At 40.2% G+C, this 22,354-nt stretch carries 20 protein-coding genes; 10 read left to right on the top strand and 10 right to left on the bottom strand.

Annotated elements, in window-relative coordinates; genetic code table 11:
- Window positions 1–790 precede the first annotated feature (790 nt).
- From pcnB to acs, 7 genes are all read left to right on the top strand, one after another.
- Complete coding sequence (gene pcnB, locus KCG35_RS00115) at window positions 791–2,197, top strand: polynucleotide adenylyltransferase PcnB (protein WP_215817624.1); 1,407 nt, start codon at window positions 791–793, stop codon at window positions 2,195–2,197.
- Complete coding sequence (folK, locus tag KCG35_RS00120; RefSeq protein ID WP_215817625.1) at window positions 2,194–2,712, top strand: 2-amino-4-hydroxy-6-hydroxymethyldihydropteridine diphosphokinase; 519 nt, start codon at window positions 2,194–2,196, stop codon at window positions 2,710–2,712. Before pcnB ends, folK begins: the two co-directional genes overlap by 4 nt.
- Before the next feature lie 149 nt (window positions 2,713–2,861).
- Window positions 2,862–3,656, top strand: coding sequence for a 3-methyl-2-oxobutanoate hydroxymethyltransferase (gene panB, locus KCG35_RS00125; RefSeq protein WP_215817626.1), 795 nt, complete (start codon window positions 2,862–2,864; stop codon window positions 3,654–3,656).
- Window positions 3,653–4,501 carry a pantoate--beta-alanine ligase gene (gene panC / locus KCG35_RS00130; protein ID WP_215817627.1) on the top strand — a complete coding sequence of 283 codons (849 nt, stop codon included), beginning with the start codon at window positions 3,653–3,655 and terminating at the stop codon, window positions 4,499–4,501. Before panB ends, panC begins: the two co-directional genes overlap by 4 nt.
- 14 nt (window positions 4,502–4,515) lie before the next feature.
- A complete protein-coding gene (panD, locus tag KCG35_RS00135) occupies window positions 4,516–4,896 on the top strand; it encodes an aspartate 1-decarboxylase (protein ID WP_215817628.1) in 381 nt (126 codons plus the stop codon).
- Window positions 4,897–5,068: 172 nt separating this feature from the next.
- Entirely contained in the window at window positions 5,069–6,739 is a 1,671-nt protein-coding gene (pgi, locus tag KCG35_RS00140) for a glucose-6-phosphate isomerase (protein ID WP_230408913.1), read from the top strand.
- A gap of 391 nt (window positions 6,740–7,130) precedes the next feature.
- A complete protein-coding gene (acs, locus tag KCG35_RS00145; protein WP_215817629.1) occupies window positions 7,131–9,062 on the top strand; it encodes an acetate--CoA ligase in 1,932 nt (643 codons plus the stop codon).
- A gap of 128 nt (window positions 9,063–9,190) precedes the next feature.
- Here acs and KCG35_RS00150 read toward each other — a convergent pair whose 3' ends face one another.
- Both KCG35_RS00150 and KCG35_RS00155 read right to left on the bottom strand, forming a co-directional pair.
- A complete protein-coding gene (locus KCG35_RS00150) occupies window positions 9,191–9,661 on the bottom strand; it encodes a DUF4124 domain-containing protein (RefSeq protein ID WP_215817630.1) in 471 nt (156 codons plus the stop codon).
- A 242-nt stretch (window positions 9,662–9,903) separates the two neighbouring features.
- The gene (locus tag KCG35_RS00155; protein ID WP_215817631.1) at window positions 9,904–10,446 is read right to left on the bottom strand and encodes a DUF805 domain-containing protein; all 543 of its coding nucleotides are present in this window, start codon (window positions 10,444–10,446) and stop codon (window positions 9,904–9,906) included.
- Between the two features lie 657 nt (window positions 10,447–11,103).
- On the opposite strand from KCG35_RS00155, the gene KCG35_RS00160 reads away from it, so the two are divergent.
- Complete coding sequence (locus tag KCG35_RS00160) at window positions 11,104–12,321, top strand: GH3 family acyl-acid amido synthetase (RefSeq protein WP_215817632.1); 1,218 nt, start codon at window positions 11,104–11,106, stop codon at window positions 12,319–12,321.
- A gap of 78 nt (window positions 12,322–12,399) precedes the next feature.
- Here the strand turns inward: KCG35_RS00160 and KCG35_RS00165 are convergent, their stop codons facing one another.
- Genes KCG35_RS00165 through KCG35_RS00195 form a run of 7 tightly spaced genes read right to left on the bottom strand, consistent with a single transcriptional unit; the run spans window position 12,400 to window position 17,466 of the window.
- Window positions 12,400–13,563 carry a glutathionylspermidine synthase family protein gene (locus tag KCG35_RS00165; RefSeq protein WP_215817633.1) on the bottom strand — a complete coding sequence of 388 codons (1,164 nt, stop codon included), beginning with the start codon at window positions 13,561–13,563 and terminating at the stop codon, window positions 12,400–12,402.
- 52 nt (window positions 13,564–13,615) lie between these two features.
- Window positions 13,616–14,221, bottom strand: a complete 606-nt coding sequence (locus tag KCG35_RS00170) for a DUF1190 domain-containing protein (RefSeq protein ID WP_215817634.1) — start codon at window positions 14,219–14,221, stop codon at window positions 13,616–13,618.
- A gap of 16 nt (window positions 14,222–14,237) precedes the next feature.
- Window positions 14,238–14,648: a DUF350 domain-containing protein gene (locus KCG35_RS00175; protein WP_215817635.1), complete on the bottom strand. Its 411-nt coding sequence runs from the start codon at window positions 14,646–14,648 to the stop codon at window positions 14,238–14,240.
- Window positions 14,649–14,660: 12 nt separating this feature from the next.
- Window positions 14,661–15,311 (bottom strand): YjfK family protein, encoded by a 651-nt coding sequence (locus tag KCG35_RS00180; RefSeq protein ID WP_215817636.1) that lies wholly within the window; start codon window positions 15,309–15,311, stop codon window positions 14,661–14,663.
- Entirely contained in the window at window positions 15,304–16,296 is a 993-nt protein-coding gene (locus tag KCG35_RS00185) for an ion channel (protein WP_230408914.1), read from the bottom strand. The genes KCG35_RS00180 and KCG35_RS00185 overlap by 8 nt, the downstream gene beginning before the upstream one ends.
- Window positions 16,297–16,350: 54 nt before the next feature.
- Complete coding sequence (locus KCG35_RS00190) at window positions 16,351–17,037, bottom strand: PspA/IM30 family protein (protein WP_215817638.1); 687 nt, start codon at window positions 17,035–17,037, stop codon at window positions 16,351–16,353.
- Between the two features lie 39 nt (window positions 17,038–17,076).
- The gene (locus tag KCG35_RS00195; RefSeq protein WP_215817639.1) at window positions 17,077–17,466 is read right to left on the bottom strand and encodes a DUF2170 family protein; all 390 of its coding nucleotides are present in this window, start codon (window positions 17,464–17,466) and stop codon (window positions 17,077–17,079) included.
- 781 nt (window positions 17,467–18,247) lie between these two features.
- Between KCG35_RS00195 and KCG35_RS00200 the strand changes: the two genes are divergently transcribed.
- The gene (locus KCG35_RS00200; protein ID WP_215817640.1) at window positions 18,248–20,380 is read left to right on the top strand and encodes a trypsin-like peptidase domain-containing protein; all 2,133 of its coding nucleotides are present in this window, start codon (window positions 18,248–18,250) and stop codon (window positions 20,378–20,380) included.
- Between the two features lie 126 nt (window positions 20,381–20,506).
- Complete coding sequence (locus KCG35_RS00205; protein WP_215817641.1) at window positions 20,507–21,016, top strand: hypothetical protein; 510 nt, start codon at window positions 20,507–20,509, stop codon at window positions 21,014–21,016.
- Window positions 21,017–21,093: 77 nt separating this feature from the next.
- On the opposite strand, the gene KCG35_RS00210 is transcribed toward KCG35_RS00205, so the two are convergent.
- Window positions 21,094–22,347, bottom strand: a complete 1,254-nt coding sequence (locus tag KCG35_RS00210) for a heme biosynthesis HemY N-terminal domain-containing protein (RefSeq protein WP_215817642.1) — start codon at window positions 22,345–22,347, stop codon at window positions 21,094–21,096.
- Between the last annotated feature and the right edge of the window lie 7 nt (window positions 22,348–22,354).

The following is a 22,354-nucleotide window of genomic DNA, read 5'->3' on the forward strand; positions in this document are numbered from 1 at the left end:
CCCCAATATTTTCGGGGCAAACATTCCATATCAAATAACCAGTAAAATGAGACCAAGCACTCACTTTTATTCTGTTAAGCAATAGCATATTCCAAATTGATGCATGAAAAAACGCTCATTTGTTACCGTTGCAGCTGATAAGTAACACATACAAGCGTACAAGTACGTAGAAAGGTAACACTTAATAAGTATTTATACCTATAAGAGCGCTCGTTTTTTAGCTGTTTTTTATAACCCATTGTTTTTATTGAAAAATAAAAAACTGGCACACTGCCTGCAATATATTCAGTATAAAAACAATAAAAACAATACTTACTAACAATAAGAATAATAATTTGGACTCAGTAACAATAATAATAACAGGAGTCCGCAAATTGATTGTTTTGGCGAGCGGTCTTTTTAAGTGGTACGAAATCCTCACCACTCCGTCTCCAAAAGAATCCGTTTGCACTATGCAGGGAACCCCGCTTGGTTCCAGGATGAGGTCAAAATAACAGTAAGGGATGTAATTCCTGTTACCTATAAAAATAATAATGAAAACAATAACAACAGCTTTAGCTTTCCTCAAAAAGGGCATATGCCCTTTTTTTATTGCTTAAAACTTAGTAAATCACTTAGCTTATGAGTGATATCCTTCTGTATTTAGCATTCCTGGCGCCAGCGCTTACTATTAAGAGTAAACACTTCACTTAAAGAAAACTGGCATCCATCATGAACAGTGTTATCATAGCCGCTCTTTTTTTGAACCTTAGGTTATTTTTAGCGACACTGTGGATGTTTTCTGACTTTCATGAAGCTCAATGAACGGTTTGGCTGGCTGAATGCCCTGTTAAGTAAAATACCTGGTAAAACTGGCAAAACAGCCCCTCAACAGAAGCCTACTTTTACCAAGTTTACTCGCGAAAATCACTCTGTCTCTCGTAAGCAGATCAGTCATAATGCACTGAAGGTGATTTATCGTCTACAAGATGGTGGCTATGAAGCCTACCTAGTCGGTGGCTGTATACGCGACTTATTACTTGGTAAGCAGCCAAAAGACTTTGATGTAGTCACCAGCGCAACACCTGAAGAAGCTCGACGCTTATTCCGTAACTCCCGGCTGATCGGTCGGCGCTTTAAGCTAGTGCACGTGCAGTTTGGGCGGGAGATTATTGAAGTAGCGACATTCCGTGCCCATCACAGCACTAATAACGAGCTTGATCAAACCTCTTCTAAGCATGCTCTGCAAGCAGAAACTGGACGTATACTACGAGATAACGTCTACGGCACCATTGAAGATGACGCCATGCGTCGCGACTTCACCATGAATGCCTTGTATTACACAACACGAGGCTTTGCCATCCATGACTATGCTAATGGTGTCAAAGATATCCAGGCTCGCACAGTTCGCCTGATTGGTGACCCTACAACCCGCTACCAGGAAGACCCTGTGCGCATGCTACGGGCCATTCGCTTTGCGGCCAAACTAGACTTTACCATTGAGCGATCAACAGCAGCCCCGATCCCTGAGCTGGCAAGCTTGCTCAGTGATATACCTTCTGCTCGCTTATTTGATGAAGTATTAAAGCTTTTCCTTGGCGGCGCAGCAGAACAAACCTTTCACATGCTTCGTAAGTATGGGTTATTTAAACAGCTCTTCCCAATGACGGATGCACTGATTGATCAGGATGACGGGTTTGGTTTGCGCTTCATTACCTTGGCTCTAAAAAACACTGACCAGCGTATTCGCCAGAATAAAACCGTGCACCCTGCATTCTTGTTTGCAGCTTTATTATGGGTACCTATGGTTCACTATGCCCATGATATTCGCCATCAAGGTGTTCCACCGATTCCAGCAATGATTCAAGCCGGTCTGCATGTAATCGACAGTCAGTCAGCACATACTGCTATTCCTAAGCGGTTTGCGATCCCGATGAGAGAGATTTGGGAAATACAGCATCGCCTGACTGTTCGCCACGGCAAGCGAACAGAGGCAACTTTGAACCATCCCCGCTTTCGTGCTGGATATGACTTTTTACTCATTCGTGAACAAGCGGGTGAACAGCTGGATAACTTAGGACAATGGTGGTCTCAATATCAACAGGGTAATGAGCAACAACGCCGACAAATGCTGAAAAAACTCAATCCTCAGCCTAGAAAACGTCGTCGCACCACTCATCGTCGCCGTCCTTCACACCTTTCAAAACCTAGTTCATGATTAGTAGCTATATTGCACTAGGCAGTAACCTTGATGAGCCTTTAACCCATATTATTGCCGGACTTCAAGGCCTACACCAGTTACCTGACACCACGATTGAAGCGGTATCAGGGCTTTACTCTACCCCGCCATTAGGTCCAGAAGGACAACAAAATTACCTAAATGCTGTTGCTCAAATAAATACCACTCATCCACCACTAGCTCTGCTCGATGCATTGCAATCAATTGAACAGCAACAAGGTAGAAAGAGGCTAGTACGTTGGGGACCACGTACTCTTGACTTAGATATTCTGCTTTATGGTAATCAGGTGATTAACCACGAACGGCTTGTAGTGCCTCATGCTGAGATGAACAATCGGAGCTTTGTCTTACTTCCATTAGCGGATATAGCCAAAGACTTAGTGTTACCTTCGGGAACAACTGTCCGACAACTAGCCACAAACATAGATAAAACTGGCATTACTCTGTTACCAACCAATCTTATAACATTAATGAAGACAGCCCAGGAACAGTAACCCTATTACCAATGTAAAGGATTGCTTTTTCACGGGTGTATTGCTGTTAGTCAGTGTGTTTATTGGATCAACTGTTACCAGCCACTCGGAATCTGTAACATTTGGCGTATAATCAGCCTAATAAGCACAGTTACACATGAGAGTTAAGCATGGCCAAAATCACTCTTACCACATTAAATAAAATGAAAGCCAGCCGTGAGAAGTTTTCTGTACTCACCTCGTACGATGCCACATTTTCCCATGTCGTCAGTAATGCGGGCATTGAAGCTATATTAGTAGGCGACTCATTGGGTATGGTATTACAAGGCCATGATAGTACATTACCTGTCACCCTGGAGGCGATGGTATACCACACTGAGTGTGTAAGCCGGGGTAATCAGGGAGCTCTGATTATTGCCGATATGCCCTTTATGTCGTTTGCCAATCCAGAAATGACTCTTCTAAATGCGGCTAAACTCATGGCTGTAGGAGCCAATATTGTGAAGCTCGAAGGTGGAGCATGGCTCAAAGATACCGTTCAACAACTTAATCGCAATGGTATTCCCTGCTGTATTCATATGGGTTTAACCCCTCAATCGGTTAATGTTTTTGGCGGTTATAAAGTGCAAGGTCGAGGCGGTGCTGCAGCTCAATTATTAGCCGATGCAGAGCAACTAGCAGAAGCGGGTGCAGCTTTATTCGTTCTGGAGTGTGTACCCTCTCCATTAGCCAAACAAATCACTGAACGAGTCAATGTTCCCGTCATTGGTATTGGCGCAGGACCTGATACTGATGGACAAGTATTAGTACTACACGACATGCTCGGTATTTCTCCCGGAAAGCCTGCACGCTTTGTTAAAAACTTTTTAGCAGAAGCTGATTCTATTCCTGCAGCAATTAAAGCTTTCGCCCTGGCAGTGAAAAGCGGAACCTATCCTGCAGAAGAACATGGGTTTCAAGAATGAAAACAGTCCACTCCATTCAAGCCATTCGAGATTTTGTGCAAGCAGCTAAGGCTGAGGGGAAGAGCATTGCTTTTGTACCCACGATGGGTAATTTGCATGCTGGCCACTTATCCCTGGTTCATAAAGCACAAGAGCAAGCTGATGCGGTGATTGTCAGTATTTATGTGAATCCTCTGCAGTTTGGTGCCAGTGAAGACTTAGAGTCCTACCCCCGCACGCTGGCAGAAGATCAGGCCCAATTAAAAAATGAGAAAGTAGATCTACTGTTTGCACCCAGTACTGAAGAAATTTACCCAGAGGGTATGGATCACCATACCACTGTTGCTGTAGACAGTTTGTCCAATATGCACTGTGGCAAAAGCCGACCAGGCCATTTTACTGGGGTAGCGACTATTGTGTGTAAGCTGTTAAATATTGTTCAGCCTGATATTGCTGTATTTGGTATTAAAGACTTTCAGCAGCTAGCCGTTATTCGAAAAATGGTGGATGACCTCTACATTCCCATTAAAATTGTTGGCGCCGATATTGCGCGCGATGAGCATGGGCTTGCCTTAAGCTCTCGTAATGGTTATCTAACCCAAGAAGAATTAGCCATAGCCCCCAAACTATATGCCACTTTATGTGATGTAAAAGAAGCGATAAAAACCGGCATCCCTTTTGATATCATCCTTAAAGATGCAACTGCCAACCTGGCTCGGGCTGGCTTTAAACCCGACTACATAGATATCTGCAATCAGCATTCTTTATTACCCGCCTCCTCCAAAGATAAAGAACTCGTTGTCTTGGCTGCTGCTTATTTAGGTAAAGCTCGCTTAATTGACAATATTGTGATTAATCTGAACTAGTGGAAAACTAAACAATGCAAACAACGATGCTTAAGGCCAAGCTGCATCAAGCGCGTGTGACTCACGCAGTACTCGAGTATGAAGGCTCATGTGCCATTGATGGTAAATTACTAGATATGGCAGGTATACGAGAGTATGAGCAAATTCAGATTTACAATATTGAAAATGGTGAGCGTTTTACAACCTACGCTATTCGTGGTGAAGATGGCTCCGGCATTATTTCAGTAAACGGAGCCGCAGCACATAAAGCTCAGGTGGGTGATCGTGTAATTATTTGTGCCTATGCGCAATACGACGAGAGCGAACTAACAGAGTTTAAACCTGCCTTAATTTACCTGTTAGAAGACAACGCTGTCAGCCATAGTGCGAACGCCATCCCTGTACAAATTGCCTGAAATCAACTTGGTGGGTTTTGTTACTTAGTGTTACTAGGCCCACCCCCCTTCTGTTGCCTATAATCACCTTGCCTTCTACGCTTTCCCAGCTATTTTTATGGTTTTGTAGGGGCTTTTTTCTGCACACTCGTGCATTAATCCTGATTAACATAACCAAAGAGAAACTGTGTCAATGATGAACAATCGTACGCTGCAAGGGCCAACACCTCTTGATGCTTTTGCTCATAATGAGGACCTGTTAAAACAACGTGAGTTGCTCCAACAAACCACCCTCAAACAGTTATTTGCAGAAGACCCGGATCGCTTTAATCGATATTCATTACAAGCCGCATCGCTGTTTCTCGACTACTCAAAAAACCTGATTACAGAGGATACCTTCAAAGCCCTCATCAATCTTGCCAACGATGCTAAGCTCAGCGATGGTATTCAAGCGCTATTTAACGGCGAAAAAGTGAATAACACAGAGCATCGGCCAGCACTACACACGGCACTGCGTAATCGTGGTGACCGTGAAATCAAGGTTGATGGTCAAGATGTAATGCCAGCCATTAAAGACACCTTACGCCGTATGCAGGCTTTGACTGAAAAAGTGCATAGTGGCGAATGGTTAGGCTACACAGGCAAGCCTATTAAACACATTATCAATATAGGTATTGGTGGTTCTTTCCTTGGCCCGAAAATGGTTATTGAAGGACTGACCCCCTACATTAAAGAAGGCATTAAGCACCACTACATTGCCAACGTTGACCCCAGTGACGCAGCTGAAGTTCTCAAACAAGTAGATCCAGAAACGTCACTGTTCATCATCGCATCAAAATCGTTTTCCACCTTGGAAACTAAATTAAACGCCGAAACCTGTCGCCAATGGTTAATTGATCAAGGTGCTAAACAAGAAGATGTTCAAAAACATTTTCTTGCGGTTTCCAGTAATGTTGAAAAAGCCGTTGCTTTTGGTATTTGTGAAGAAAATATTTACCCGATGTGGGACTGGGTCGGTGGCCGCTACTCTTTATGGTCAGCTATTGGTATGCCTATTGCGCTAACCCTTGGCTTTGACAACTTCCTTGCGTTATTGGAAGGTGCTTATGCAATGGATGAGCACTTTCGTACCGCACCATTAGCTGAAAATATGCCAGTACTCATGGGCTTATTGGGTGTTTGGTATCATAACTATATGGGAGCAGCCTCTCATGCTGTACTACCCTATGACAAGTACCTCGGTGAGTTACCAAATCATTTACAACAGCTAGATATGGAAAGTAATGGTAAATCTGTCAATAAAGCAGGTGAAACCGTTACTTATACCACAGGTCCTGTCATTTGGGGTGATGTGGGTACCAATGGACAACACGCTTACCACCAGTTACTTCACCAAGGCACTGCTTTAATTCCAGTGGATTTCGTTGCACCTGTTGAAACTCACAACCCAATGGGTGAGCATCATCGTTGGCTTTACGCAAATGCACTAAGCCAAAGCCGTGCACTAATGACAGGAAAAAGTCTGGATGAAGCTAAAGCAGAACTTTTGGCTGCAGGGAAAAGCGAGACTGAAGCGGATCAAATTGCATCACACAAAGTTCACCCAGGTAACCGTCCAAGCAACATGCTAGTACTACCCAAAGTAACACCTGAAGTCATGGGTGCACTCGTTGCACTTTATGAGCACAAAGTCTTTGTGCAAGGACACATATGGCAAATCAACTCTTTCGACCAATGGGGTGTCGAGTTAGGTAAACAACTTGGTGACACCATCTACCCTACACTATTGGCTGGTGCTGAAGCCCCTGAATTTGACAGTTCAACCAATGCACTAATCAATATGTTTCGGGAAAAAAATGACTGATTGATGATTTAAAATAGTCAGTATTCTTTTTGAGAACGGCAGGTTAATTCCTGCCGTTTTTCTTTGCATTTCAGTTTTCTCTCGCTAACATGGAACACTCAGGCTCTGTTAACGCTTTCTACTCATAGGTATTTTATCGCTACCCCAAAAAAATATACACAATGATGGGTATACCTATAGTGTTAAATCATTCTATTACAAAGCAATTTTATTAAGTTATTTAGGTAATCTCAGCAGAGAACCACACTATATTTACACAACAAAGATTAAATAATTGAACACACAATAAACTAAAATAGTATTAACAGAACTTTTCTTAATAAAAATAATACATAAGAAATACAACGAGCGATGTAAACCCTCGCCAAGGGGTTAACAACAAGGATACGACATGTTTAAAATAAAAAATCATGCGATAAAGGAATCCTTTAAATCCGCATATATTAATGAGCAGAACTACCAAGAGCTGTACCAGGAATCAATCAACAATCCAGATGCATTCTGGGGCGAGCAAGCAAAAGTTCACCTCCACTGGTTTTCACCTTGGGAAAAGGTATTTGAAGGGGACTTTGCTCAAGGCAACGTGTCCTGGTTTGTTGGTGGCAAACTCAATATCACCTACAACTGTATTGACCGTCACTTACCCACCAAAGCCAATCAAACTGCGATTATTTGGGAAGCCGATGAACCCGGCCAGTCACTGAACATTACCTATCAGATGTTGTATGACAACGTATGCCGTATGGCTAATGTATTAAAAGAACGTGGTGTTAAAAAAGGGGATCGGGTTTGTATTTATATGCCCATGATCCCAGAAGCAGCCTATGCCATGTTAGCCTGCGCCCGCATAGGCGCTATTCACTCAGTGGTATTTGGTGGTTTTTCTCCAGAGTCCTTGAAAGAACGTATTTTAGATGCCGATTGCTCTGTCGTCATTACTGCTGACGAAGGCGTTCGTGGTGGTAAATTCATACCACTGAAACAAAATACAGATGCAGCCTTAGAAAGCTGCCCTGATGTTCATTCAGTGATTGTTATCAAACGCAATGGTGGGAACATCGCCTGGAAAGCGAATCGAGATGTGTGGTATCACGAACTTGCTGCAAAAGTAGCCTCCAGTTGCCCTCCAGAGACGATGGATGCTGAAGATCCACTATTTATTCTTTATACGTCAGGTTCTACAGGCAAGCCGAAAGGGGTGCTTCATACAACAGGTGGTTACCTGCTCCAAGCAACCATGAGTTTCAAATATATCTTTGACTATCAGCCTGGTGAAATTTACTGGTGTACCGCTGATATCGGTTGGGTTACAGGTCATTCTTATATTATTTATGGACCACTCGCTAATGGTGCAACCACCTTAATGTTTGAAGGTGTACCAACCTACCCTACTCCAGCCCGCTGCTGGGAAATCGTCGACAAACACAACGTTAATATTTTTTACACAGCACCAACAGCCATCCGTGCCCTCATGGCTCAGGGACATGAGTATGTAACCCCCTCATCTCGTGAGTCGCTTAGACTGCTTGGTACTGTTGGAGAACCCATAAACCCTGAAGCCTGGGAGTGGTACTACCATGTCGTTGGTGATGGACGTTGCCCTATTGTTGATACTTGGTGGCAAACTGAAACAGGCGCTATTCTGATCTCGCCATTCCCCGGAGCAAATACACTCAAGCCAGGTTCTGCTACTAAGCCTTTTTTTGGCGTAAAACCTGCACTTGTGGATAACAATGGTAAGCTTCAGGAAGGTGCAGCTTCAGGTAATTTAGTGATTACAGGTAGCTGGCCCAGCCAAATCAGAACAGTCTATGGCAACCACCAACGCATGCTAGACACTTACTTTTCCTCGTATCCTGGCTACTACTTTACAGGGGATGGAGCAAAACGTGATGAAGATGGAGATTACTGGATAACAGGGCGCGTTGATGATGTACTCAATGTTTCAGGTCATCGTATGGGTACAGCAGAAGTTGAAAGTGCACTCGTGTTACACGATGCCGTTGCTGAAGCGGCAGTGGTGGGCTATCCACATGATATTAAAGGACAAGGAATTTACGCATTTATCAGCCCAATGCATGATATTGAGCCAAGCCCACAGCTGGATGCAGAGTTACGGAGTTTTGTCGCCAAGGAAATTGGCCCTATTGCCAAACCAGACGTTTTGCACTGGGCACCTGCATTACCCAAAACACGCTCAGGAAAAATTATGCGGCGGATTTTACGAAAAATTGCCTGTAATGAACTCGACTCACTGGGCGATACTACTACACTTGCAGATCCTGATGTAGTAAACAACCTTATCGAAGAACGCCACGAATAGACTTAGCCTTGTTAGGTTTAAATAAGTGTGCCTGATACTCAACAGGCACACCTATTAAAGAAATCATCACCGATTAATTGCTAAAAGAACTCTAAATAAATGACTGATAATTTAAAAGCCAACCTAAATTATTGAGCACAATATTGCTGTACTTGCTCTCTCAACTGTTTAGCTTTCGCTTCTCGCTCTTTTTCCGATATATTTACAGGATTACCTTCTTTATCCAGTAGCTGAACAGGCCCTTCTAATGTCTTCAATCTACTTCTTAGTTTTTGACACAGATTGAGTTTTTGTTTTTCCTGTTTTTCCTGTTTGCCCTTTTCTTCACCAACAAGCTCATCACGTACACTTTTATTCTGCTCTTGTCGACGCAATGCTTCCATCCTGCTTTCATCCATGTAGTCAAAGTCATTATTTTTAACCCTGATATCAACTTTATCTACCTGTTGCTCAGCACTAGCAGGCGGCTTATCACTATAATGAACTCGCCCTTGTTCATCACGCCATTGATACATTTCTGCCTGAACCAAGCAGCTAGCCACTAATAGCAACACGGACACTACTACTTGTTGACAGCTTTTAGGCATTTTATTAACCACTTTGCCCTACTCCTGCACAAACTAATCTGGTCTTGCTGTTCTTGCCTACTTATAAAGTATGCTGACTCATTCCCATATTGCCAAGTAAAACTCGCTTTGATTTTTATAACTCATATTAATGAATCCTCAACAAACAATTTTAGGGGTTAGCTTGTTAAGTTATAGGAAGTTGCAACAGCCTAAAAGCATAGGGAGTTTAGAAGTAGTTCTCGAAGGATATAGTCTTAACTCAAACCGTTACTTTATAACATGCTCACTAATAAGCCATAGTAAACAAGTGTCCGACTTATTTTATAAATGAAGAATAATGGCAAGGCCATAAACATGCCAAATATGATGTAGGTTCGCGGAGAGTTCGGCTTGGGCAAAGGCCCAAATTGATTAATTTCACAAGAACCAGACCTAGCCAGAAGAAGATATAAAATATAAAGGTTATAACCTGGTATAAGTAACGTCCAAACCCACCACCCCGAACGATTAAGATCATGAAACCGCATCAAGGCAATAGGCAAGAGAAAAACAACCACATAACCCACAAGGTAAGGCCAAACAAGGTATAAATAAATCTCGACCAGTTTGCTGTACTGCGTTTCTTTAGCAATACTCGCCACATCCACCGCCATCAGCACTGGTGCAATGATAAGCAAAAAATAGGTTGCGAATCGTAATCTACCTATACGGCCAATTCTCAACCACTTTTGCGTATGGATATCACAATGATTATCAGACCTAGTTGCTGTGATCTGATCTGACTCACTGCCTAATACGGGATCACGGCGTACCACTACTTATTATCCACTTACCTTAATGTTATTACTTTTATTTAACATGCAGTGTTTGCTGTCTTGGTGTTACTTGGCAAGTGTATTCTATTCAGCTGTTCAAGAGAGATAATTGGCTAGCAAAATAAAAAAAAGGCTATCTGTTACAGATAGCCAAACATCAACGCTAGGTTTAGGGAAGTAAATAATTACAGGAGGAGGTTTAAAGCTAAAATACTTTAACAACGATTCATCAACTGGCTAGCTGATCTCTCTCAATCATCAGCTAATCCAAATTAGTAGTGAAATAAGTGCTACAAAAACAGTGATTAGCACTTCGAACCACCTGATAAACTATACGACAATTATAGTAGATCAGTGGGATAAAACCGCTAACCAGTTCAAATTATTGGCATTCGTTATAACTAATATCAATAAAAAACTTATTGTCCAAAAAATATACATATAAGTATTGCACATTTTCAAGAAGCTAAAGCATAACAACATGCTCCAGCTACAAGGAGTATAGTGGGTAATATGTTTACTCTGTGCTTTACTTATAAATACCTCAGCAAAAAAAAATTATGAGGAAACATTCTACATTCAATTATAAGAAACAGGGGTTCAATGTTATTATTTTTGATTAATGATTAAATCTTCAACTCATAAATATTTAACTCTATGTTCAAAACGGCTATTAATGCACTATGGTACCTTGGCAATATTCCTAACTCTTATGCATTCAGAAAAGCAGCACTTCATCCTGAACGAGTTCAACTTGCCAAATTATTCCACTACCTCAAAAGCAATGCATATACCGAATTTGGCCAGCAACATAATTTTAAACACATAAAAACCTTTAGCGATTATCAAAAGTGTGTTCCTATTAGGGACTACAATGAGTTTAGGCCTTGGATACAGAACATCATTGAAGGAAAAGCAAATATCCTAACCTCAGATAATGTACTTTGCTTAATGCCAACCAGTGGTGCAACTGGAGATATAAAACTAATTCCCTACACCCATGAGCTCCAAAAGGAATTTAGCCAAGGGGTTGCGCCTTGGATCAATAATGTTTTCAAATTAAAGCCAACCATTATGTCAGGTTCATCTTATTGGTCTATTGCACCTAATTTAATAGAATATAATCAAAAGTCAGCCGTGAAAATTGGTTACGCCGAAGAAAGCACTTACCTAACCAACAAAATCCACGAACTCATAAACTCTGTTATTGCTGTACCCAATTCACTTATTAAACTCAGCTCTGTTGATTCATTTAATTATTTGACATTACTTTATCTAATAGCATGCAATGATCTCCGTTTCATCTCAGTTTGGCATCCATATTATTTTTCTCAACTATTAGAACAATTAGAAGGTTACTGGCAATCCTTACTTCATGATCTTGCTACAGGGTCTATTTCACTCAATGAAAAAATAGATATTAAAGAGTTTCGAATTCAACCAGTACCAAAACGTAGTGAAGAGTTAGCTAAGCTTTCAGCCAACCAATACAGCCGCATTTGGCCAGAGCTTTCCTTAATAAGCTGTTGGGGAGAAGGTAACAGTGTCTATGCATTAAAAAGTTTAGCGCAAAAATTCCCTCAAGCGATTATCCAAGAAAAAGGGCTTATAGCTACAGAAGCATTTATTTCATTTCCACTAGGCGTTAACCAAAATATTAAACCTATTAGCGTGAACTCACACTTTTTTGAGTTTATTAATGATAAAGGACAATCAAAGCTCGTCAATGAGTTACGACAAGGAGAAGAATATAATTTGGTTGTCAGCACGGCAGGTGGACTATACAGATATTTTCTACAAGATCGTATAAAAGTCGTAGATTTTTTCTATAATTTACCCTGTCTTAGATTTATTGGAAAGCCTGCTGTAAACTAACTCTCACTCTATATACTCTTTATTGTTGATATTTTTTTGATACTGCACACTTAAACTAATAAATAAAGAATGCTGTATTTAACCCAAGATAATATGAGGTAAATAACGGGATAAATCCTGTGTCACCAAAGAACTGTCTTCTCGGACAGAAATACCTGCAGGTTCATCATTAATAAGCCATGAACCAATAAGCGTGTAATTGTCACCAAACTTTGGTAATGGATAATATCCTTGAATAATTTTTCCCTCTTCCCCATAAGGTCCATCTACAATAGCTGTTTGTTTACCATCTTGGTAAACTTCGATATTACTGCCTTCCCGTGAAAAAATGGGTTTAACCACATAATGTTGCAAATCTATATTCTTATCACCTTCAAAATAGCTAGGTAATAAATTGGGGTGATTGGGGAATAAACGCCAAAGCATTGGTAATAATGCTTTATTCGATAGAATAGACTTCCAGGGTGGCTCTAACCAAGCTGTTTTATTATCAAGTAAATGTGGCGCATATTCTTCCCTTAACATGAACTCCCACGGGTAGAGTTTAAACATCCAGCGCACAGCATGATCTTCAAGATCGGTGAAATCACCTTCCTCTGAAAGACCAATATCTTCCATATAGACAAAATAGGTATCAATGCCAGCCTGTTCTGCACAGTCTTGTAAATACTGTACTGTTCCTCGATCTTCATCAGTATCCTTACTACATGAAAAAAACAAGGGTGATCCCACACGCTCCTTTGCAAGTTCAACAAATCGGTTAATTAGTTTTTCTTGTAAAGAATTAAACTGATCAGCCTGGCGAGATAACTTACCAGAATTTACACACTCTTCTAACCACAGCCACTGCCAAAATCCCGTTTCATATAAACTGGTGGGTGTATCTGCATTATTTTCATATAACTTAGCTTCACCTTTTCCGTTGTAGGCAAAATCCAATCTTGAATACAGACAAGCGTCTTTTCGTTGCCAGGATGAAGCAATAAAATCCCAGTGAGTTTCTGGAATACAGAATCGCTGCATTAACGCTTCTGAGCGTATAACTTTATCCACCACATCAAGACACATTTCATGAATTTCTGCAGTCGGATCTTCTATATCTTGCTCAATTTGTTGTAGTGTGAATTGATAATAGGCTGTTTCATCCCAATAAGGCTCACCATACATAGTATGAAATTTAAAGCCAAACTCATCTGCTCTTTTTCGCCAATCGGCACGTTCTGCTATCGGAATCCGTAACATATAAATACAACCATTAAGCTTGTGTTACTTCACGTTATGGGTTGGCTGGAGACTAACCGCCCCAACCTCCACTCGATGATGAACGCGAACTCCAGGAAGACGTTGCTTTAGCTTTAGAGCCAAAACCACCACGACTAATCGTGCGTGTTACTTTAGGGGGTTCCTTTTTAAAGGAGTCTTTTGCAACATAAACGCTTTTGTTATATCGGCTACCATAAGTACGTCCATCCGTCGTCATCCAATGGTCCCGAATATCCGAATATGGCGAATATGATGTGATTAAAGGACGACTATAATGAAAGTCTAAATCCCTATCATTATTTAATGCTTTCGCCAGGGCAAAGCCTGCCATTAACGGAATCCAATTATCACTTTTCGGATGTTGAATACACTGTCCGTAGCCAAACTCATACTCACAATCAGCTAAGCTTGTATATTGGGGAGCTGTTTTATACAACGATTTTAATGCACGTTGATACGCAAATTCACATTGAGACTCATAATTTGGATTTGCTGTCTTACATTCATCTAAGGTTCGATAAACCACTGCGTTAGGTTGATCTGAGCAACCTACTAACAAACTCGTACCAAGCCCAATGCTGCCAAAAGTCTTAACTTTGCGCATCACCTCTAAATTTATAAAACGAGTGCGTTTCATGCTTCCTGCCTCCTCTTTAGTAAGTCATGCAGGCAGCATTAAGAATGCCTATTGCGATAGATACGCCCCCAAGCACAATACCTGCAGATACTTCAGCCTTTTCAATACGAGAAGCAATTAACGGCATAAGCACACGCACAATTAAATAAGCTAGCACTTGTGTAATTAGCGCAACGACAGCCCATACGATAAAATCAACATAATTTACCGAGTTTTTTGCTGCACTACCCAAAGCAATCGCATACCCAATGAGTGTTCCTGTTAAGGCAATCGCTGCTGCTGAATTATTACTCTTAACCAATGCCCACTCATCGTAAGGCGTAATCATCGTATAAATAAATTTAAATGCTAATAACACAACAACCGAGCTGATAAAGTAAAGCGCAAAGCCCCCCAGCCCTTGGATTGAGGTAATAATCATGTCCATGCTTGGTTCCCCTTAACCAATAATTTCAATATCTGATGATGTGATATTAATGCCTACTGATTCTACTAAACAACGACCATATTGATTATCAATAATTTTTTCTTCACCAGAAACTAACAAAAATTCAAATAAATTATCGTCAACCTCTCGCTCATAAAGCATGATAAACTGGTCAGTAATTGAGGTTGAACCATCTTGCATATACGTCTTTTCTGTCATCGCCACCGGCGGAGATGACTCCCCCATTTCTTCCCATACACGAGTAAATGTGTGGTTCTCTAATAAATAGGTAGGTTGACTAACATGCTCATCAAGCACCTTATCCCATTGACTTTGAGAAGAAATACCTTGTGTATTATGGAAAAAAAACAATTTCACATCATCAATATGATTTTCTGTTAAACCGCCTTTACACACAACTTGCAAAAAGCCATCATCATCCGTATAGAATCGTAATAATGTCGTACTTTCATCCAGTTTTACTTCGCCAATAGCTTGAATTAATTGATTCCGATGTGCATTAGCAAATGTCAGCTTATCTTCAATCAACCGTAACTTGAGATCATTTAACTGGAAAGATCCATTAATATATAAGCCCATTATTTCAGGTGCTTTAACCTCAGCAGACTCCTCTTTTTTCTTTTTCTTAAAGAAATCAAACATGACTTAACGTCTCCCAGTTAATCTGTAAAACTCTTTTTTCTGCAATATAGTAAACTCGATTACCTGGTAATACTTGATGATCTAGGGCAGGATTAACCATAAGCTGACCATCTTGTTCAAGACCAATAGCTGTTGCTTTATGCTTTTCTTTAAAAACATGAAATATTTTACTGAATGCAATAGAAGTGCATCCTTCTGGGTAGGTTACGGAATACTGGGTCATACCATGTGCTACGCTTAGTAATTGGTGGTGAAGCTGGCTTGAACCAGGATCCATCGCAGATTTGACCATTAATTCCGTCGCTATAGAAGGCATACATTCAGCCCTAGGGCAATGCAGTTTAAGCAGTTCGCTTAACTGTTCTTCTTGAAAATAAGCAATTAAATTAGCTGTGGTATTTACTTTTGCACAGTACAAAGCTGTCGTTAGTGTTGTATCATCCGCCTCAGTATCAAGAATAATAATGTCAGCATCTGCAACACAAGCTCTTTGTAGCTCTTTACTGCTACTGAAGCTTTCAACTTGAACGAATTGAACTCTATCAGGAAGTGGGTTTTCTATTGCTTTGTCTACACATAACACGACTTTTCTATGTAAGTTTTGCTGTGTCTCTCGCAATAACAGCTCTAATAAATGAATTGTCCGTTGCCCTCGCCACCCAAGGACAAGGATGTGATTTTTCATACTCAACGCTCTCAGTCCATTTATGCTTTTTTGCCACTGATCTAGTGCTAATGCTGCAACTTTTCCAACGGTCATGGCAAACATACTTAGCCCACAGGGTATGACAAAAGCTGCCGTAAATAACTGACCTCCTGAGGTAGTAGGTGAAAAATCACCATACCCGACAGTAGACGCGGTAACCAATAACCAGTAAAAAAATACAGGTATTTCAGTAATCGCTTTTTCTTGGAAAAAATTAAGCCCGATCCAGCTGATCAACATATAAGCAAAGAGGGTTAAAAATAACCCTCGTACGCTCATTTGAATTACATGATTTACAAAAAAGCTTCTTAATCGTTGTATAATAACCATTGATTACTGTTTTTTTGCTTTCAAGCGCTCTAAGACACTTTGTGCACTTTGATTTTCCACAATACCTGCAGCTTTAAGCTTTTCTTGTAAACCTCGCCCTTCTTCCTCAGAAGCAAGATCATTAGCCGCCTCAATTTCTGCCGCGCGTTGTTTCTGCTTTTCTTGAATCCGTTGTAGTGACTCAGCAGCCGTTTTCATCTTTGAGTTAGCGCCCAGGTGACGAGAAGAAACCGCTTCTTGCGCTTTATGTAACGAAGCTGTCGCTTTAATATTATCAACTTGGGTCTGCATCTGTCGTAGTTTTAATTTAGCATCTTTTATTGATGCTTTCAGTGATCTGACCGAACTATTTAACTGGTCAAGCATGCCTTGCTCAGTCGTCAAAGCGCCCTCAAACTCAGCAATTTTTTCAGCAATTTCAACCGCCAAGGCTTCATCGCCTTTCTCCATGGCTTGCATAGCATAATTTTCATGTTCTGCAATTGAAGCTTTTAGATCTTTTGTCTTCTGATCAGCTAACTTTTGTTTAGCCAGTATAGTGGTTAGTGACGCTTCCGACCTACGCAACTGTTCCTTTGCTTCTCTCATTTCCTGGTCAAGAATGCGCAATGCTTGGCTGTCAGCAACTGCCTCAGCCGCCTCATTTGCACCACCTTTAATTGCAGTAAATAACTTTTTCCAAACACTCATGACGACAACCTCAATTAAAAAAATTCTTAGATAAAGTTACTATTTCAAGAAATGCTCGTAACTTTCTAACATACCTTCAACATTGGTAAACAACATATCAAGCTCCAACACAATGCTATCTGCTTTGGAATTTGCTGATAAAGCCCCAAATGCTGAGTAATACTGTTCACCATTAATGGTTTCAAGTGAAATAGTTGTCAATGGGAACAGTTTATGTGTCTCAAGAATCGTTTTATTTAATTCGTCACAGTTATTAACTTGTGCGACAGGAAACAAAAGTGATTCAACTAATATTTGCTCTCCACTTACTGTCAAAAAAGCTTCAATTTCTTCTTCATTTTTAACTTTTATGACATCACCTTCCTGAGTAACACTCCAACGAGGATCTTCAGCAAGCAGCTTTTCAATATCGTTTAAAGTCCATGCCATTCTTGATCTCCTACTCTAAAACTAGAAATGAATTAAAAATATTTACACACAACAACGTTAGCTGAAAAGGATAGCATTCATGTTAAGCTCTACTTATTAGATGAAGAGAGTCTCTTGAAAATACATACTGACACGTCCGACATATTATGTCAACAACCGTTAGCCGCTAGTATTTCAAGCCCCAGCAGTTTATTAGCTTAAACTTAATAAGACTCTCCCCCCTCCATACACTAGGTATGCCTGTAACATGGCATTATTGACAGATAACTTAGAGAAAAGTTTTTAACCACCGTTTATCCAAAGAGCTCTACTTGGTTGTAATTGGGGACTCATTCTTGACGGCTGCCCCCTTGTGCCCTAAGGGTATAGATAACCTCTTCCCAATGATTTTTTTCAAAAACTGATGTAATTCAGTGCCAAACAATTAACTCAACTTGTTGAAAGTAGTATCTTCTGGATTATTATTCGTTTCTTAACTTTGAACTAAGCTCTAGGAATATCATGAGTGTTGGCAAACCTGGAGAGATAAGTTGATTTTTTTTATTCGCTTTAAATATTGGCTCAGCATATTATCTAAAACCATTATTAGCAATAACAGCCAACATTACGATCAAGGTGTGCTTAACATACATAAAAGCTAGTTTTTTGTACCAAATAAATATTTATGTAAGTTAATAAATATTGCAGTTATAGATGTTAGTTGAACGTATACCCACTGTAACTTCTTCACTGTAGGTATATTACGTCAATACCCGTTGCTATCCCTACAATACCATCGACAATGTATGACTTAAGAAAAATTTACTCACAGCTCAGGCATTATGCGCGGTGCACTTGTATCATAACTTTCACCTACATTATCACCTGCTCGACGAATGCAGGTGTTTATAAATGGGTTGATGAGCAAGGCAATATCCATTTTTCTGACTCTCATCCCGAAGCATCAAGTGCTGACCAAGGGTTTGAAACAGTTAGATCGAATAAAACACTCTCAAGATTACCCTCTGTCAAAGTATTTTATCCAAAAGCTTATAATAAAAATATCCCAGCTTCCCCCTTGGCTGTAGCGCCACTCAAAGTAGAACTACCTGATGCACAATATGGTGAAATTTCTGTTGGTACTCAATGGGCAGGGTACCAGTGTGATAAAAGAATAGGGCATTTCGTCTGGAAAGCAGGTAACAGTTATTTAGCCGATGAATCTCTACAAAAAATGATTAAGGATGCCCTTATCAAGAATAATTATAGAGTCACAGATAATTTCGAAACACGCTTTCTATTAGCAAGTAAACTAAAAAAAATTATTGTGGACACCTGTGATGACTATAATGAAGGCACCGTAACAAGTGATGCTTTTGTGCATATTGAGTGGTCAGTTTTTGATTCTTTATATAGGAAAAAGCTTGTCTCTATAGAGACAGATGGTGCGAGCTATGCCTCCTCATATGGAAATACAAATCAGAATACATCTCAGGCTATTCTTTCTGCAGCCCAAGTTGCCTTTGATAATTTTCTAGCAAATGAGCAAGTGGCAGACGCTGTTGCAATCAATATTAAATTATTGGATACCCCCAATAAATTTGAACTCATTAAAATTCCTTTAATTTATCCAGAAGAAGAATTCACCTTTAAGCAGCGCAGTGCAGTTATTAAAAAAACAGCGGCTACGATACGTAATGTTTCAGGTCATGGCAGTGGTGTTCTTATCAGTTCACAAGGGCATATATTGACCAATGCCCATGTCATTTCAGAAGGAGAACAGTTTTTAGTTTTTTTAAATAACGAAGAGTATATAGCACAATTATTAAGAAAAGATGTGAAGCGAGATGTTGCATTACTACAAACAACAACACCTCCTAACATAAACTCAACGGTTATTAGCCAAGCATTACCCGAAGTGGGAGATACAATTTATGTAGTTGGCTCTCCCCTTTCGGAGTCACTGAAATATACAGTAACCAGTGGTATTATTTCCGCACAACGAGAGCGAAAAGGCCTGAGCTACTATCAAACCGATACTGTTATTCATCCTGGTAATTCAGGTGGACCCGTTTACAATAAGCAGGGTGAACTCATAGCAATTAGTGTTTCAGGACTCATAAGCAAAGCAGGAACATCAATGGGTATTAATTACCTCATTCCCATTAATGATGCACTTGCGACCTTGGGCATAATTCAAGGAGAAGCTTCAGAAAAGGCTGGCTATGAAACAAACGGCATAGAAGGACAAGCTAAATCAGCATTTGGATTTAAAACAACTCATGCAGCTAAAACGAAAAGCCCCCCATCGAGCAAAACCCACAGTCAAAATACCTCGGAATCAACAACGTTATCCAGTAATAGCACGACTGCTGAAGATAAAGCCTTCGATCTATACCAAAGTGCACTGAACGCGAAAACAAATAAAGAGTTCCAACGTGCAATACATTTACTGCAACAGGCTTTAGAAGTTGCAACAATAAAACAAAGACAGGTGATCTTTGATGAACTGTATATCGATACGCCTTATGCGTACGGGCAGTATCTCATTCAGCAACGAAACATTGATGAAGTAACCGCTATCATACACAGGATGAAAAAATACGTTTCACAAACAAGAAACCGTATGGCAAATTTAAAGAAAATTGAGCAGTTAGAAACTACGTTACAACACCTTAGTTATGCTGCACAAACAAACATGAAGGCAACCTTATCTCCCGTAAAACTTACTATCATTGAAGCCTATTTAGCGACGGGTCTCACACCTCAAACTTTAAACGAAATGAGACTTTTTTTTATAAATAATATTAGTAATGATATAACCTCAAAATTCACGATTTCAAATTATGACCGTAAGGGCAACTCTATTCATATTACTTTTGCAGATCATTCAGGAAATGAAACGACACTTAACTTTACACTCCCTTCTCAATAAATCCCTGCTTACTACAGGTCATCGCTATTTAAAACTGCTGAAAAAATTCCCTCTTTTTTTGCTATTTTACTTCATTTAATTTCTATTCTCTCCTCCAAAATACCTTGGCAAAAAAAGAGCATACTGATGAATACGGATATTGATTATACTTCTAAAACTTGCGCAACCTGTGCTGACACAATGGTAAAAGCGTCGCCCATTTTAACACTGGTAAACTGTACATCTTATTTACCACTCGATATGTCATTACGGCATATTTTACTACCCCAAGGCATGGCATTAGCTAAAACACCGCGTTTAGTCGTCCCTAGTGGTGAAACCATTGAAACTTATATCGTTTCAAACAACGAGTCCAAAGTACAATTTTCCTTAAGCCATGTTGTATATGATTACCCAGCAAACTATAAAACTATTGTCTTCATTAGTTACGAGTGGCAACCAACATCAGGTGAACGGCTAGATGTACAGTATGATATATGGAAAGGCACAAACCGAATTGCCACCGAGAAAAGACGCGTACAAAAGAACTATATGGTAGATATGTACAATGATAATTATAACCTACGTATATTGACTATTATGTCAGTGGACCAGATTGCAGTTGCCCTTGCACCTTGGGACAAAAGCTGGCGTTAGAATTATCATTACTTCTAAAGCAAAAAAGAGCGGAGAACCGCTCTTTTTTATTGCAGCGCTTAAAAATTAACTACCCATTAAGCAGCCGGCTGCTTAGCAATAGGGATAGGATACTTAGTGACATCTGAACGCGCTACTAAGGCTAATCCTTCTCTAAAGTACTCAGTACTTTGCTGATGATCCCCCAAATGTGCTAACAAGCGTCCTAATTCATTATACACTTCAGGTGTCTTACGTATTTTTAATGTTGACTCAAAGTAATTTCTTGCTTTTCCCCACATTTCACTACGTAAACATAAGCGACCCAGTGCTAACATTATTTCTGGGTTATCAGAATAACTTGCCAATAACTGATCGCACAAAGCCAACTGTTTTTTCACATCTTTTCCAGCTGTTAACCCATAAAGCTTAATGAGTCGATCATCATACTTACGGTTAAGTGTCTCACGCACCACTTTTTCAGCAACAACATGAGCATTCAGTTTTAATAAACAACGTACATAGACTTCAACAACAGACACTTCATGCTTTGCTTGGCGTGGAAAACTATCCCAAACTGCTTGAATGGCAGATGCTCTATCTTCCTCCTTATCCTCAGCTTTATTGCGCTGACATGCTCGCTCAAGCAATGCTTTCCAAGTTCGTTGCTGTAAGTCTTTCAGCTCATCATCTGAAATCACTTTTCGGCGTTCTAATATGGGTAACAGTTCTGCAAGTTGATCCCAGTCATTGAGACGAATACATACCTGTTTCAAGAGTTTCAATACATATTGATGCCTGGGGACTTTACGGCGCAACTCTTGTAAAGTTGCCAAAGCTTGCTCAAATTGTCCTGCTGATAACTGGAGTTGTGCTTGGGCTATTCCTACCCCGACTTTAGCACCAGATACACTTTTATCTGCCTTTCTTAAATATTCACTGACACTGTCACTATCACCCGCTTCAAATGCTGCTCGCGCTGCAGCCAGATAATTAATTAAAGGGGCTTCACCTTGTTCTGCAGACTTTGATAGCAATCGTTGAGCATTATCCCACTGCCCATTTATAAGACAGTTTAATCCTCTGACTGACTGTCGCTTGGCACGTTGTTGACGGCTTGATGAAGTGATTGGCACAACCCAGCCCGTTGTGTTTAATAGCAGCGCTATAAGCCAACGCAGCACTTTGTAACCAAGAAAGGTAATGCCAATAAAGACAAAGAACATCCAGACAGTACTTTCAAAGACCATTCCATCCCAAGCTATGCGAACATAGCCTTGATCCTGGTTCATACCAGTAATAACTGCAGCTATAGACAGTAATAACAATAAAAAATAAAAGAATATTTTCATTTTACCC

This window comes from Zooshikella harenae, from assembly GCF_018837975.1.
In the GTDB taxonomy this organism is placed as follows: domain Bacteria; phylum Pseudomonadota; class Gammaproteobacteria; order Pseudomonadales; family Zooshikellaceae; genus Zooshikella; species Zooshikella harenae.

Bases quoted from the DNA above. Each gene is read 5' to 3' on its own strand.
- KCG35_RS00195 (WP_215817639.1), bottom strand. From the start codon at position 17,466: ATGGCATGGACTTTAAACGATATTGAAAAGCTGCTTGCTGAAGATCCT.
- KCG35_RS00210 (WP_215817642.1), bottom strand. From the start codon at position 22,347: ATGAAAATATTCTTTTATTTTTTATTGTTATTACTGTCTATAGCTGCA.
- pgi (WP_230408913.1), top strand. From the start codon at position 5,069: ATGATGAACAATCGTACGCTGCAAGGGCCAACACCTCTTGATGCTTTT.
- KCG35_RS00170 (WP_215817634.1), bottom strand. From the start codon at position 14,221: ATGAAACGCACTCGTTTTATAAATTTAGAGGTGATGCGCAAAGTTAAG.
- panC (WP_215817627.1), top strand. From the start codon at position 3,653: ATGAAAACAGTCCACTCCATTCAAGCCATTCGAGATTTTGTGCAAGCA.
- KCG35_RS00190 (WP_215817638.1), bottom strand. From the start codon at position 17,037: ATGAGTGTTTGGAAAAAGTTATTTACTGCAATTAAAGGTGGTGCAAAT.
- panD (WP_215817628.1), top strand. From the start codon at position 4,516: ATGCAAACAACGATGCTTAAGGCCAAGCTGCATCAAGCGCGTGTGACT.
- KCG35_RS00180 (WP_215817636.1), bottom strand. From the start codon at position 15,311: ATGTTTGATTTCTTTAAGAAAAAGAAAAAAGAGGAGTCTGCTGAGGTT.
- KCG35_RS00205 (WP_215817641.1), top strand. From the start codon at position 20,507: ATGAATACGGATATTGATTATACTTCTAAAACTTGCGCAACCTGTGCT.
- KCG35_RS00160 (WP_215817632.1), top strand. From the start codon at position 11,104: ATGTTCAAAACGGCTATTAATGCACTATGGTACCTTGGCAATATTCCT.
- KCG35_RS00200 (WP_215817640.1), top strand. From the start codon at position 18,248: ATGTATGACTTAAGAAAAATTTACTCACAGCTCAGGCATTATGCGCGG.
- KCG35_RS00165 (WP_215817633.1), bottom strand. From the start codon at position 13,563: ATGTTACGGATTCCGATAGCAGAACGTGCCGATTGGCGAAAAAGAGCA.
- folK (WP_215817625.1), top strand. From the start codon at position 2,194: ATGATTAGTAGCTATATTGCACTAGGCAGTAACCTTGATGAGCCTTTA.
- KCG35_RS00175 (WP_215817635.1), bottom strand. From the start codon at position 14,648: ATGGACATGATTATTACCTCAATCCAAGGGCTGGGGGGCTTTGCGCTT.
- KCG35_RS00185 (WP_230408914.1), bottom strand. From the start codon at position 16,296: ATGAGCGTACGAGGGTTATTTTTAACCCTCTTTGCTTATATGTTGATC.
- pcnB (WP_215817624.1), top strand. From the start codon at position 791: ATGAAGCTCAATGAACGGTTTGGCTGGCTGAATGCCCTGTTAAGTAAA.
- acs (WP_215817629.1), top strand. From the start codon at position 7,131: ATGTTTAAAATAAAAAATCATGCGATAAAGGAATCCTTTAAATCCGCA.
- panB (WP_215817626.1), top strand. From the start codon at position 2,862: ATGGCCAAAATCACTCTTACCACATTAAATAAAATGAAAGCCAGCCGT.